The sequence below is a fragment of the Paenibacillus sp. 01T431 genome, from assembly GCF_056398625.1.
Genome location: NZ_JBFTPT010000015.1, coordinates 207,367 through 221,903, shown reverse-complemented (window position 1 = coordinate 221,903; position 14,537 = coordinate 207,367). Strand labels below are relative to the sequence as shown.

General features: G+C 47.6%; 7 protein-coding genes. 1 reads left to right on the top strand and 6 read right to left on the bottom strand.

Features of this window, described 5'->3' with window-relative positions; genetic code table 11:
- Positions 1-47: 47 nt before the first annotated feature.
- The 6 genes from AC1DM9_RS25915 to AC1DM9_RS25890 all read right to left on the bottom strand — a co-directional run bounded on the left by AC1DM9_RS25915 (position 48) and on the right by AC1DM9_RS25890 (position 13,911).
- The gene (locus AC1DM9_RS25915) at positions 48-3,368 is read right to left on the bottom strand and encodes a hypothetical protein (RefSeq protein WP_477582969.1); all 3,321 of its coding nucleotides are present in this window, start codon (positions 3,366-3,368) and stop codon (positions 48-50) included.
- 242 nt (positions 3,369-3,610) lie between these two features.
- Positions 3,611-6,052, bottom strand: a complete 2,442-nt coding sequence (gene pheT, locus AC1DM9_RS25910; protein ID WP_441879021.1) for a phenylalanine--tRNA ligase subunit beta — start codon at positions 6,050-6,052, stop codon at positions 3,611-3,613.
- Between the two features lie 24 nt (positions 6,053-6,076).
- On the bottom strand, positions 6,077-7,111 hold the full coding sequence (gene pheS / locus AC1DM9_RS25905) for a phenylalanine--tRNA ligase subunit alpha (protein WP_339207691.1): 1,035 nt from the start codon (positions 7,109-7,111) through the stop codon (positions 6,077-6,079).
- A gap of 514 nt (positions 7,112-7,625) precedes the next feature.
- Positions 7,626-10,658: a cyclic nucleotide-binding domain-containing protein gene (locus AC1DM9_RS25900; RefSeq protein WP_477582967.1), complete on the bottom strand. Its 3,033-nt coding sequence runs from the start codon at positions 10,656-10,658 to the stop codon at positions 7,626-7,628.
- 6 nt (positions 10,659-10,664) lie between these two features.
- Positions 10,665-11,162: a GNAT family N-acetyltransferase gene (locus tag AC1DM9_RS25895; protein WP_441879026.1), complete on the bottom strand. Its 498-nt coding sequence runs from the start codon at positions 11,160-11,162 to the stop codon at positions 10,665-10,667.
- 25 nt (positions 11,163-11,187) lie between these two features.
- Positions 11,188-13,911: an adenylate/guanylate cyclase domain-containing protein gene (locus tag AC1DM9_RS25890; RefSeq protein WP_441879028.1), complete on the bottom strand. Its 2,724-nt coding sequence runs from the start codon at positions 13,909-13,911 to the stop codon at positions 11,188-11,190.
- Between the two features lie 239 nt (positions 13,912-14,150).
- Between AC1DM9_RS25890 and AC1DM9_RS25885 the strand changes: the two genes are divergently transcribed.
- Positions 14,151-14,537 carry a DUF4280 domain-containing protein gene (locus AC1DM9_RS25885; RefSeq protein WP_441879030.1) on the top strand — a complete coding sequence of 129 codons (387 nt, stop codon included), beginning with the start codon at positions 14,151-14,153 and terminating at the stop codon, positions 14,535-14,537.

Genomic DNA, 14,537 nt, shown 5'->3' with positions numbered 1-14,537 from the left:
CAATAGCCTTTGTTTGTTTCTGCGGTTTCTTGGTTCTTATCGCTGGATCAGCTGTGCTCGATGAGCTCGATCCATTCGTTGTATTCGGTTTGCAGCTTCGAATATTCATTTTTCAGCTTATGATGCTGCTCCTGCAGATCAGCGTGATCCTCAGCTAGCCTCTCTGCAGAACGAGCTGCTTCATCGCGTTCATAGACAAGTGACTCAAGTGCGCTTGCCGCCTCATCACGCTCACTGGCTAATCGCGCAGCCTGACGAGCTGCTTCATCTCTTTCTGTTGCAAGCTTAGACGTATGCTCGCTCAGCTCTTCCTTCAAATCGGATGCGGCAGCTGCTTCCTGCATTGCTCGCTCTAGCCGCTCTCTCAGCTCCTCTTCCGCTGATTCACGCGACTTCTTCTCAAGCTCATACTGCTTCACCTCAGCAGCCACCTGTTCCGCATATTGCTGCTGTGCCTGCAATCGCTCACTGAGCTCACGTTCACGGGCAGAAGCCGCTTCTAGCTGCTGAGCTGCAATGCGCTCTCGAGCTGCTGTCCATTCCAACTGCTCCGTTAGCTCTTGTTCTCTAATTTGCAGTTTCTCCAAATCAGCCTTATAGACCTGTTCTCCGTTTGCCGCAGAAGCCGCAATTTGCTCAATTTTGTCCAGCTGCGCTTGCAGCTTCTCGATCGCAGTCTCGTAATCGTGCTGCTGAAGCAGCAGCAGCTCCTCTTGATCCGCAGATAGCTGCTTCAATTGCTCGTCATGCTCTGCTGCCAGTTGCTGCAAGCGAGCTTCACGTTCATTCACTATCTGCTTGCGAACCTCATCCTGCTTGGCAGCAAGCTCATTATATCGCTCTTCATACTGGTCAACGAGCTGCTCCGCAAGTGCGGCTTGCTCGACAGCCGCTGCTTTGGACTTGGCTTCAAAATCATTTGTCAGCTGCTTCTGAGCATCTTCAAATTGAATCGCTTGCTCAAGCAGCTTCTCTTCGTATTTCTGAACGAGTTCATTCTGCCTAGCTTCATACTCGGCTGCCTTTTGCTTTGCCTGCTCATTATAATCATGAGCCAGCTGCTTATTTTGCTCCTCGTACTGCACAGCCTGCTCTAGCAGCTGTTCTTCATGAAGCGAAGCCAATGTTCTATTATTTGCTTCATGCTCAGCTGCTTTTTGCTTGCTCCGCTCCTCGTATTCAAGGACAAGCTGTTTACTTTGCTCCTCATATAGCAGTGCCTGCTCTAGAAGCTGCTCTTCATGTTGCTCTGCTTGCTGCTGCAGCTGCTCTTCATATTGTCTAGCAAGCTTCTTATTCAGTTCCTCATGGCTTGCTGCGAGCTCCTTGTACCTGGCATCCTTCTCTTCTGCCAACTGCTCATAGCGTTCATTGCTTTCTGCCGTCATTTGCTTAAACAGCTCGTCATTGTCGGCTTCGACTATTCGCAGCTGCCCTTCATGCTCCTCGCGCAGCGTCCTAGCAAGCTCACGCTTCTCATCCTCAAGCTTTTGCAGTTTCTGCTCATGCTCTTCTTCCAGCAATTCCTTCTGATTTTCAAGCTCAATCCGAAGCAGGTTGTTATGCTCTTCTGTCTGCTTCTGACTCATCAATTCTTGCTCTTCCAGCTCAAGCTGCAGCTTTAATAACTCCTCTTCAAGCTCAAGCTGCTTCTGTTCCTGCTGCTGCTCACGTTCCGCTGCTTCTTTCAATCGCGTTTGCAAATCTGTTGCCCGCTTATCCGCAGCGGAAACATGACTGCGTTCATGAACAAGCTTCTGTTCCAGCTCTTGGATTTGTGCTAAGGACTGGCTGCTCTGTTCCTGCAGCTCCTCGATCTTGCTGCGTGTTTCATTCAGCTCGCTTTGCAGCAGCTCCCATTCATTTTCTTTTTCACGGAGCTCCTGTTCCAGCTGAGCATATGATGTGCGGAAGGATTCCTCCTGCTCCATTGCCTGTACGAGCAGCTCATCTGCTGAATTTATACGATTTTCAAATAATTCCTTGTCCTTCTTCCAGCCTTCTTGAAGCTCAGCAATTTGGGTTTGCAGCTTGCCTCGCTCCTCCAGCCAGCCGTTTCTACGCCGCTCAAGATCAGCACGAAAAGCTTGTTCCGCTTTAACGGCTTCTGCCTTCCAAGCCTGCTCACGCTCTTCACTCTGGCGGGCAATTTCTAGCTGCGAGGTTTCTGCATGGGCTAACCAGCTGAGTTCTCGCTCATCCCATTTACTCTGCCAGCTTCCTTCAAGCTCAGTCAGCTGCGCCTCTTTCTCTGCCTTTAATGCTATAAGCAGCGCTTCTTGCTCCGAGGCTAAAGCATTTAATTGGGCTTCTTTTTCTTGTCTAAGTGAAGCCAGTTCATCTGCCTTCACTTGTTCAAGCTCCAATCGCAGTTCTTCCTTCTCCAGCTCCAATTCAAGCTGCTGATTTTCCTTGGACAATCGCAATTCAGCCAGTTCTGCATCCTTTTGTTTTCTCAGCATGGCAAACTCTGCTTGCTCTGCTTCCTTCTGACTTGCAAGCTCTGCCAGCTCTAATTCCTTCTGATTTGCAAGTTCTGCAAGCTCTAATTCCCTCAGACTTGCAAGTTCTGCAAGTTCTGTTTCCTTCAGACTTGCAAGCTCTGCCAGTTCTAATTCCTTCTGACTTGCAAGCTCTGCAAGTTCTGTTTCCTTCAGATTTGCAAGTTCTGCAAGTTCTGTTTCCTTCTGGCCTGCGAGCTCTGCCAGTTCTAATTCCTTCAAGCTTGAAAGCTCTGCCAGTTCAGCAGCCTTCTTGCTGCTAAGCTCTTCTATTTTCGTTTCCATCATACGCTTTAACTCATTCAGCTCAGAATCCTTCCGAGCTTGGAGCTGTGCAAATTGCTCATCCTTTTTCGTTCTGAGCGCTGTAATCCGTTCCACATTTTCTTGTGTAAGACGGATGATCGTCTCCTCTTGCACCTTCATTGCCTCGGCTGCTGCCGCTTGCTGAGCTGAAGCTTGCTCAGCGGCAAGCGCCAGCATTTCGTTCAGCTCTGCTTCTGCCGCCGCTTTAGCCTTTTGCAATTGCTCGCTTGCCATACGCTTCGTCTCAGCAAGCTCAGCTTTAAGCGAGACCGCTTGCTCGCTCATTTGCTCCAGCTCTCTGATCAGGAGATTAAGCTTCGCTTCTTCCTCCAGAAGTCTTGTATTGTCGCGGCGCAATCGAAATACTTCCTCTGTTATTTGCACAGCAGAGAGGACAGCCAGCTTCGGCATATCAAGACGCGGATACCCCTTCGCCAGCTTCTTCATGCTCTCGTCAATCGCCGCTGCAACCCTTTTCATATATTCTACGTTGGTATGGCCCTTTAACTTATATTGAATTCCATATATATCAACCGTAACTACCGTTTGTTCAGCATCCATTAAGGCGAATCCTCCTAATATACAAGTAGAGCTAGCTTAAACGGCTGACATCATCCTTCAGGGGCATACGTTGTTTACGTTCTCAACCGTTGCCGTCCAGAGAGGAACTGCTTTCGTTTCTCTAGCAAATATAAATACATGACCGTTATGAAAAAACCAATCATTCCTTATATTTACAAGGAAAAAAGCCGCATCAATAGCTCACTAGGAACTATTTCGATGCGGCTTTGAAGGTTTCCTGCCTACTTGCGTAATTCTGCTGCAAAAGATTGTTCTAATTGTAAAACAACCTTGCCATGCAGCTCTGTTACCTCTTCATCCGTCAATGTACGCTCGCCATGACGGTAAACAAGCGATATGGCCACGCTCTTCTTGCCAGCTCCCAGCTTCTCTCCTGTATATACGTCAAAGACGCGTACAGACTCAAGCAGTTCGCTTGCAATGTCCCATGCCACGCCAGTTAGCTTGGCAGCAGCAACCTCTTGATCCACGACTACTGCAATATCACGCTGCATAGCCGGGTAGCGGGGCAATACTTTATATTCGATTGCCGCATCTGCTTGCTCATAGATGAGGTCAAGTCCAATTTCCAGCACGTACGTATCAGCTAGATCCTCCTCAAGTTGAAGAGCAGGGTGCAGTTGGCCAACATAACCAATTACTTCATTGCCTTTAGGCGTGTGAAGAAGAACAGCAGCCGTTCTTCCTGGATGGAAATGCTCAGGCTGTGCCGCTTCGAATGATACGCTGGCTGTTAAGCCAAGTACGGCAAATACCGTTTCCAAAATGCCCTTTGCATCATAGAAATCAACTTGAGCCGCTTTTGTATTCCACTCCGCTTCTGAACGATTGCCAGTCAGAAGAGCTGCAAAACGATGCTTCTCATGAGGCAGACGAGTCAATTGCTCTTCATCGGTATGGAATACGCTGCCGATCTCAAAGATCGCTGCGGATTCATTTTTGCGATTGCGATTATAAGCCGCAGTCTCCAAAAGCTGTGCGATAAGCGTCGTACGAAGAACACTGCGATCCTCGCTCATAGGCATGGCTAGGCGAATTGGATTCGTATGCTCCGCCAGTGCAGGGAATAACTTCGTCCGCTCAGGTCCCGTGAAGGAATAGCTGACAACCTCATGCAAACCTGCATCTGACAGGCGCTTGCGCAGCTCGCGGCGAATAGCTTGCGGCTTCGTTAGCGAACCTGGCACAACATCGCCGTGAATGAGCGTAGTAGGAATTTCATCATAGCCGTGCAAACGAGCTACTTCCTCGATTAGATCTACTGCACGCGTAATATCACCGCGGCGTGTAGGAACATTTACAGTAAATACATTGTCGCCTGACAGCTCATATTCAAAGTGCAAACGGCCAAATATCGTCTGAACTTCAAGTCTGGACAACTCTGTACCCAGATAGCCATTAATTTTATCCAATGAAACGGACACTTTGGCTGGTTTCACTTCACCTGCATGCACTTCTACAATACCTTCAGCAACTAAACCTTCAGCAAGCTCTGCGATAAGGGAAGCAGCACGATCGAGCGCAGGAATAACTCTCGCCGGATCTACTTCTTTCTCAAAGCGAATGCTTGATTCCGAGCGAAGTCCTAGTTGACGTGACGTTTTGCGCACGGTGCCGCCATCAAATTTTGCTGATTCTAGCAAAATGTTGACCGTCTCGCCTGTAACTTCGGTGCTTGCTCCACCCATTACGCCTGCAAGGGCAATTGGCTGCTCGCCATCAGTAATAACGAGCATATGCGGCTCTAGCTTGCGCTCTTGATCATCCAAGGTAACAAGCGTTTCGCCAGCTTTTGCAAGGCGAACATCAATGCGGCCGCCAGGCAAACGATCTGCATCAAAAGCATGAAGCGGTTGGCCGTATTCAAGCATAACAAAGTTTGTAACGTCAACAACGTTGTTGATTGGACGAACGCCGGCAGCGATCAATCGGTTTTGCAGCCACAATGGGGACTCACCGATTTTTACGCCTTTAATATAACGAGCCGAATAATGCGAGCAATGCTCAGGTGCACTAATGCTGACCGTTGCAAGGCTATCCGCACGTACGGTTGTATGATTTATAACAGCCTTTGGCAGACGAACTTCACGGCCAGTTAAAGCTCCAATCTCATAAGCAACACCAATCATGCTGAGGCAGTCTGAACGGTTTGGCGTCAAATCAAGCTCGAGCACCTCATCGTTAATGCCAAGCACATCGCCAATTGGCGCACCGATTTTCGTTGTAGCTGGAAGAACAAGAATGCCTTCCTGCTGTTCTTTTGGCAGAAGCTTTTCATTCAAGCCAAGCTCCTTCGCCGAACAAATCATCCCTTGGGATTCAACGCCGCGAAGCTTTGCACGTTTAATTTTGAAATCGCCAGGCAATACAGCACCGATTACTGCAACTGGGACAAGCTGGCCTGCATCGACATTTTTGGCTCCGCAAACGATTTGCAGCTCTTCGCCAGTGCCAACGTCAACCTTACACACGTTCAGCTTATCCGCGTCCGGGTGCTTTTCCTTCGATTTCACATAACCAACTACGACGCCGGTCACGCCTTTATTGCGAGATTCCACAACATCGATTTCAATGCCGCCGCGTGTCATTTTCTCCGCAAGCTCCTGTCCTGTGAAGCCGGACAAATCGATATATTCATTTAACCATTTATAGGATACATTCATCTCTTTTCTTCCCTTCTCTCATTGCTACATTCTTGCGAATTGGCTTAAGAACCTCAGATCGTTCGTATAGAAATGACGAATATCGTCAATGCCGTATTTCAACAACGCGATACGCTCAATGCCCATGCCGAATGCAAAGCCGCTGACCTCTTCCGGATCGTAACCGCCCATTTCAAGAACGCGTGGATGCACCATGCCGCAGCCAAGAATTTCAAGCCAGCCCGTATGCTTGCACATGCGGCAGCCTTTGCCGCCACACTGAACGCAAGTAACATCAACCTCAGCACTTGGCTCCGTGAATGGGAAGAAGCTTGGACGAAGTCTAATTTGCGCTTGTGAGCCGAACATTTGCTGAACGAATTGCAGCAATGCTCCTTTCAAATCGCTCATCCGAATATTTTTGCCGATGACAAGACCTTCGATTTGATTGAACTGGAATGAATGTGTCGCATCGTCATCATCGCGGCGGTAAACTTTGCCCGGACAAATGACTTTTACAGGCGTTTGGCCCTTCATTGCTTTCATTGTACGAACCTGAACCGGGGAGGTCTGCGTACGCATCAAGATATCATCCGTAATATAGAACGAATCCTGCATGTCGCGGGCTGGATGGTTCTTAGGCAAGTTCAATGCCTCGAAGTTGTAATAATCCTCTTCAACCTCTGGACCCTCGGCAATTGTATAGCCAAGACCGATAAAAATATCTTCAATTTCTTGGGCAACCTTGTTTAAAGGATGCACTGCGCCGGTAGGCAATTGCTTGCCTGGCAGCGTAACATCCAGCGTCTCTGCAAGGAGTCTATTGTTCGTCTCAGCTTGCTGGAATGCATCCTGCTTCTCATCGATAACCGTTTCAATAGCTGCTCGAACATCATTCGCTACTTGACCAATTACTGGACGTTCTTCAGCGCTTAGTCCACCCATGCCGCGCAAAATTTCAGTCAAAGCGCCTTTTTTACCTAAATATTTAACGCGCAAATCATTTAGCTGCTGTGGTGTATCCACATGCTGAAGCTCCTGCAATGCTTCAACGCGCAGTCCTTCCAATCTTTCCTTCATTTTTCTTCGCCTCCATATCATCATCCCTAAATCATGCAAGCGTAACGGCTAAAGCCATCCTTAGGAGGCCTAGCTAACGTTTCGCGGTAAAATATAAGCTCTTTATAAGCTAATAAACTTATAAATGGTTATATTTACACAAAAAAAGGCCCTCTCTCCCTAAAGGGACGAAAGAACCGTGGTACCACCCTAATTCGGATTGAGCATCAGCCTGTACGCATAACCAAGTGTGGCTAACGTCGCCTAGAGGCGCTGAATGACAATCCCTTAGCCCCATAACGGCGGGAACCGGACCTTCCCTACACGCGCCGTATATTATGGCGTTTCAGGTGTCTGCTCAGGAGTGAACTTCGGCAGCCTATTTTCACAAAAACGCTCTCAGTCTACGGCGTCTTCTTCCTGTGCGAAAGCACTGCTTACTCTTCTCCATCATCGCTTTACTTCGAATATGAAATAATAATCTATATTATATGCAATCTGAAGTACCGTTGCAACCGCTAAGCTTGCTTTATTGCTACGAATCAATTCGCATCATCATTTCTTCCAGCAATCGAATGCGTGCGAACGACGCTCGGAGCAGCCCGATTCCTATTTCCGGGTACAAACGAATGAGCCTTGACACATTCTCGCCCAGCAGCTTCAGCACTCTCACATCGCCAAGCAAGGATTGCGCCGTTACTGTAGACGAGGTGCTGTCGAGCGCTGAAGTTACGCCGCACACATCCCCTGCACCGAGTACGCCGATCGTTCCTTCCCAGCCTGCTGCGGAAATGCTCGTGAGCTCGATATTGCCGTCAACGATAACATACATCGCGGGGTTAGGCTCTCCTCTTTGCAGCAGATTCTCTCCATCCGGGCATACATACTCCTCGGCAATATTAGCGATTAAGCCTAGCTCCTCAAGCGATAAATCAGCGAAATAGGGAACCTGCCTTAAAAAGACTACTTTGTTTAAACGGCTCATCATCTGCTGGTCTTTCGACATTTGATCCCCCTCCTCCACTAACGCCGCTGCAGCGATCTCCCGCCACCAATCATCATTTCCGTTTAGAGCTGCCTCCAATAGGACAGTCGCTTCCTCATCGGCAGTTACTTCTCTTCCAGCTTCGCCGCGTTCTAGAACGGTCAGCAGAAACTGCGATAATCTGCGCTCACCCATGCCCTCCGCGAGCACTTCCCAAGCATTGCTGCGAATTTCTTCATCTTCATCAGCAGCTGCCCTTCTGATCGCATCAACAACCTGCTCATCCGCAAGCTTGGTCAGCACCGCCCATACACCTGTAAAAATAAAGTCGCGAACCTCTCGCCAGCGCAGCAAAGCAAGCTCTGCTAGCTCCGTCTTCCCTAGCTGCTTAAGCGACAAGGAATAACCTGACGCTGCCTCAAGCTCACTTAATCGGCTTAACGCTTCATCCGTTAGCTTAGAACGTACCTGCTCGTCTGGCAGAAGTGCCGAGAGCGCAATCATCACAGCTGTCCATCGCTTCGGCGGCGCGCCATTCAAGCTGTCAGTCAGCAGCTCGATCGCTCCATCGCCCATCTGAATAAAGCTTTCTGTCGTCGTGCGGAACATTTCTTGGTCCATAAGCGGGAGACGCTCCAGCAGAATGGGTATAATGGATGTAACCTTAAGCCTTCCCAAACATGCGATTGCTGCAACCCTTGCCGCTGGATGCGCATCATCAACAAGCTTCTCAACCTTCGGCACAAACGAATACAGCTCAAGCTCCGCGATAACTCGGCAAATATAAACCGAGGATTCGCCTCCCGCATCAAGAATACGATCGATCACTTCCGCGCAAGCCTCGAGGCTTGCCGCATTGTTAAAGGAGTACATCGCTTTGACTGCCTCTGCAATGACACTCGGATGCCGATCAAGCAGCTTTTGCCGCAGGAAATAAAAAGCCTGATGCTCCATATGCTTCATTCTGCCAATCTGTCTTACTCCTTCAGCACGCATCTCATCGTCCTGATCCTCAAGAAATGCTGCTACCTTCACCATCGCATGCAGGTCTGCGCGCTCAAGATTCATCGCTCTAACCGCAGCAACGCGAATGCGTGGATTCGGATCATCAATCAGCGCCAGCAAATCGGCAACATCATTCGGATTTTGTTGCCTGCCGATAATTTGCAAGGCAATTTCTTTCGCAGAATCTATCGGCTGCTTTAACATGGCCCTGAGCTCTGCCATTGCAGCTTCGTTTCGACTAAATTCATCGAACTGCTCCGCTAAATCCTGCTCGCCAATTGTCTGTATGCTGCCTACAAGCTCGAGCATATAGAATCTTCTGCCGAACCAAGCAAGCACAAACAGCAGCACAGCGCCTGCAAATCCTACAAACGACAAGGCTGTCCAGGATACCCCAAAGCCTGAATGCAAAAACTGCAAGCCAGCGCCGATCAAAATGCCCGCCGTAGCCGCAATTCCTTGCGCGGCATATCTGTAGCTGTCACGCTGCGCAAGCGGAAGCGTCTTGAAGAACAGCTGATAGGAAGGCTCGGCTGAATAATAAAGCAGCAAATATAACAGCATGTAGCCGATCGAAATCATTGGAAGCGCCGCTGGACCGCCAACAAAAAATAAAGCGCCGGCAAAGGCGAGAACATAAACGCCTGATATAGCCGTAAGCATTTGGCTTGCACCAAGGCGTGCCATCAGCTTGCCTGAGACGGTTTGCAGCAAAAAGGCAAGAACAAACAACACCATCGTAATCATCCCAAAAAACCGGCTAAAAGCCTGTTCGCTTGGGAATGACATTTTTGTTACGTTCAGAAACTCATATTCCATTAGAAAATAAAGAGCTGGCATCAGTGTCATGAGCAAAATAACGGTTAGCAAAAAAGGAGATCGAAGCGCGTGCTTAAACACCGCTCCCGTTGACACCGGTTCCTCTTCCAGAGCATTTGCTTCGATTTTGATCGACAATGGCACCAAATAACGGGTGATCACTTTACGGTAATTCGGCAATGCAGCCAGAAGCAGCAAACCGGAAGCGGCATAAATAACCTCGGGTCCAAAAAACAGGCTTAAAAGCTGTGCAAGCAAACCTGCCGCTACTCCGCCGAGCGTTGCAGAGCCAACGAACACGGGCATGAGACGCTTCGCTTGCTGCGTCGAGCACAAATCAACGGCCAAGCTCCAAAGCAATAGGGTCTGCTGCCTTACGACAAAGCTGGACGCTATGAACAAGACGGGATAATACCCTCTCAGCTCTAGATCGAAGCTCTGCAATACTAGTAGCACCAATGCATTTACGGCAACGATGCCTAACATTATTCCATATAAGACGCGCATCAGCTTCGGCTTTGGCAGCCTAGCAGCAAGCCAAGACAAGAGCCACGCCTCCATCGGCAAAATGATAGCCTCCGCCGCATATACATAGGGAAGGTATTCACTTCCGAACCGCTGATTGAACAACGTCATAAAGCCATTGTAATTAAGCATTTCAGATATGCCGCAAATAAAAAAAACAGGTGCCATCATAAGCAGCTTTCGCTGATCCTCTGGACGGGCACCGATTGCGCGCAATATGGTATCTTTAGTCATATCTTTTTAAACCAGCTTTCGATGATAGATTAAGCGGTCTTCCCCTTCGTAGTAATAATCTGGACATCTACCAACCAGTGTAAAGCCGCTGCTCTCAAATAATTGACGAATGCGGTTGTACTCTGGCAGATCGCAAGTATAGGTTACTAGATATCTGGCGTTTACTTCCCCTAAAAAGTCATACATCTGCTCCATCAGCAGCGCCGCAACGCCTACTTTGCGATAATCATGATGAACAACCATGTAGTCCCAATTGAAACCTCCGGTTTTTTGCTCATTTTCAGCGATGCAATTTATGCCTATGACATTTCCATCCTCATCCTCGGCATACCAGAAATAAATTTCATTATTTACCGCGCGAAATGGAAGCTCTCGGAAATGCGTCAGCTCGCCTGGCGTGTAACGAGTATCATCAAATGAAAAGCCTGATAATAAAAATGCGACGACTTTTTCCGCCTCATCTAATGTGGAGATGCGACTAATCCGAAACTGTCCAACAAGCATTCGACCTTCCTCCTAACTTCAATTTTTAAACGGCGAGTGTGCCATTCCAGCCCTCAGTTGATCCCTTCTGGTAATACTCATCACATAGGTAAAAATATAGCTTTGCCGCTTTGTCGAAACGATTAATTTTGATCACTTCTATAAAGGTTTCTCTCGCATCGAAGAAACGCCCCTCTTGGCAAAGCATAATCCCCTTCTCAAACAGCGGCTTTGTACGATCCTTTAAAGCGCGCTCTGTATCTGAATCTCCCTCATATACGTCAATAAGCTCAATCGGATCATCTTTGCCGTCAATACGTACACGACCAAGCAGACGGAAGCGGAAGCGTTCAGGTGAACGCAGCTGCTCATAGAACGTACGAGTGACAAGTATTGATGCGCCCATCGTATCGGACATTCGCTCTAATGTTGCTGTAATATTCACGTCATCGGAGATAACATTGCCTTCCATCCGCTGCTCTTCACCCACGATCCCAAGCATAAGCGGCCCTTTATGTATGGCCATGCCTAGATCAACCGGAGCAAAGCCGGAAGCCTTCAAGCTTTCATTATAGGAAACGAGCTCTCTGCGTATCGCAACAGCCGCGCGCAGCGCATCTTCATTTCGTGAAGGGAACAGAGCCATAAAACCTGCGCCCAAATATTTGCTTATTAGTCCTTCTTCTGTCCGAACGAATGGACTAAACCGTTTTAGAAAGGTGTTCATAAAATCAAAATTTTGCTTTGGAGTCAGCTGCTTCGATAAATGATGGAATGAGCGAATATTTGCGACCATAACCGTCATATTTTGCTGAACCTGATCTCCAAGGTGAATATCGGTAATTCCCTTTTTGCCTAAATATTTAAAAATCTGCTGCGGTACAAAACGATGCGAAGCTTCGCTGAACGAAGTAATGTCCTTTATGTACGTTCGAATATGAAGCGCCATGCGATTGAACTGCTCTCCCAAATCGCCGACCTCATCCTGTGATCGTATGTTGACCTTCACATCCCAGTTGCCATTTGCCATCTCCATTACGCTTTTGCGAAGCTTGCGCAGCGACGAGAGCAGATAATACGTTACAGCGAGTACGAGAACGATTAATACTAAGCTTATAAGCCCAATGTTTCGCATGATGCTTTTGTAAATAGTTTGGTTGGATTGATACAATACATTCAAATCCCGGCCTGTTTCATAAACGCCTACAATTTTGTTAGTAGAATCATAGATAGGTCCAATCGCATATAGCCATTTGCCTGTAGCATCTTCCCATCGGTCCGTTACAACCTCGCCCTTCTCAACCACAAGCCGGTTCAGCTCGTTCTTAGGAAAAGGCTTGTACATATTAACGCCGTCATCATCATCCATAATGATGAAGATTTCACCATTTTCATATCTGTACAATGTGCTGTAGAGGCCTTTGCGATTTGCAGGATCCTCGCTTTCGAACAAGAAGTTCATTTTGCTCCGAATCGATTCATAATCCTTGCTCATATAATCGTTTGGCGAAGTCAATCGATTCAGCTGGTCGCCGTTAATCATATTTTGACCATTGCGAGCAAGCAAAGACAGCTGCTTCTGCATCTCATCTTCCATTTTGCTGGAGAAACTATCATAAATAAAATTGGATAACATAATCATCGCTATTATCAATATCGGTACAATTGCAAAAACTTGTTTGAAAAACAATGAAATTCTGCGATTAAGCACATGTACATAGAACAGTCTGATTATCATAACTAAAATAACGAGCAATACGGCAGCTGCCAGCCACGTCATCCAGCCCTGTACCACCGAACCGCGATCATAAGTTAGCTTCGCAAGGACACTCGTATGGCTGCCAGCCTCATCCATGCTGACGATGCTGTCACCTAAAGCAAGCTCCATCTGCCCTGCTGCATTCATTGTCAAATCCATAATATCAAGGCTTTCCGCACGCGGAGCTATTGTTTTTAACGATGCTTCATCTATGACCGTTCTTAAATTACTGGAATCCTTCGCATTCATACTCGTAACTGCATTTACTAGGCGATCAATAAAATATAATTTTCCATTCTCGTGCAGAAGCAGTCCTTCAGGGAAGTTTTTGCGAGTGCGATCCATGCCTTCCAGCGGATAGGACAGCTCGCTTTCGCCGCCTGCATTCACTCTGAAAATAGCGCCGCGCTTCGTAGAGTAATAGATTTGATCCGGCGCATAACCTACGATTTCTGATAAGTAACGATCTGCAGGCAATTTAAATGTTAGCAGCTCCTCTGCCTTGCCGCCCGCAGCAGATAATCGATTTAATTGAACGTTCGTCTCTTCGTTTATGTAGAAATAAATATCTTCCTTTACAACTTGAAGACCTTTGATCAGCCCTACCCGTTTGTTGGTACCGCTTCCCTCGAACGTAAACAGGACCGTTCCTTTTGTATCGCCGATCGCGTAGCGAACAATTCTTTCTTCGCGTACATAAAGCCCATATCCGTCCAAAATCGTATCAAGAACATAGATTGTGCCGTCAGCCGCCACCGCTATATCTGTAAAATCATGTCTTATGGTAGCATCATCCTGCCGAATGACCTCTTCAATAGATCCTTTGCTGCCGATTCGTATAATCTCTTGACGTGAATCTCCGATAACGATCATGCTTCCATCCGGCCCTGCCGATGCCTTGGATAAATAAGTGAGGGGTTTCTCTGTTTTATACGGAGGGGTTTGAAAGTGATTTAAGTTTGGATAAAGCCAGAAGCCGAGGCAAATTGCTATTATACTCAGAAGAGTCATACCCATAGTGGACCTTCGCATGTGCACCATCGCTTTCATTTTTCAAAATATTTCTATTTCCATATTACTACATGTTTAGTCATTTAGCATCAGCATTGTTGTAAGAATTCATCGAATGTTAGCTATTTTAGTAGGTTTATGTTGATGGCTTTTAGGGCTTATAGTACTATTAAAATAGTAGAATATAGCAAAAAAACAGGAGAGGCATTAAGTAAGGCCTACTCTCAGGAAGGAATTATATGGGACAACTTATATGCGGAGGAGCTACCATGCAATGCTCTTTTGGAGCAGCTCCCGGCACGTTTAATGTGTTGCCTGCCAATCGCGTTTTGACGGCTATGCCGATCGCGAACATTATGGATAATAAACCGATGGTTAATATACTGCCCTTTGGAGTTTGTAATTCGCTGGCCAATCCGATGGTCGCAGCCGCAACTGCTGCTGCCTTAGGCGTACTTACCCCTCAGCCCTGTATTCCCGTTACAGCCGCTCCATGGGTGCCCGGCTCGCCAACCGTGTTAGTTGCGAACCTGCCCGCTTTAAACAATTCGTCCAAATGCATGTGCAACTGGGGAGGCGTCATTCAGTTCGTGAATCCGGGACAGATGACGATACAGGTGCCATGA

Coding starts and splice junctions, on each gene's coding strand:
- AC1DM9_RS25895 (WP_441879026.1), bottom strand. CDS start 11,162: ATGCTTGTTGGACAGTTTCGGATTAGTCGCATCTCCACATTAGATGAG.
- AC1DM9_RS25915 (WP_477582969.1), bottom strand. CDS start 3,368: ATGGATGCTGAACAAACGGTAGTTACGGTTGATATATATGGAATTCAA.
- AC1DM9_RS25900 (WP_477582967.1), bottom strand. CDS start 10,658: ATGACTAAAGATACCATATTGCGCGCAATCGGTGCCCGTCCAGAGGAT.
- pheS (WP_339207691.1), bottom strand. CDS start 7,111: ATGAAGGAAAGATTGGAAGGACTGCGCGTTGAAGCATTGCAGGAGCTT.
- AC1DM9_RS25890 (WP_441879028.1), bottom strand. CDS start 13,911: ATGACTCTTCTGAGTATAATAGCAATTTGCCTCGGCTTCTGGCTTTAT.
- AC1DM9_RS25885 (WP_441879030.1), top strand. CDS start 14,151: ATGGGACAACTTATATGCGGAGGAGCTACCATGCAATGCTCTTTTGGA.
- pheT (WP_441879021.1), bottom strand. CDS start 6,052: ATGAATGTATCCTATAAATGGTTAAATGAATATATCGATTTGTCCGGC.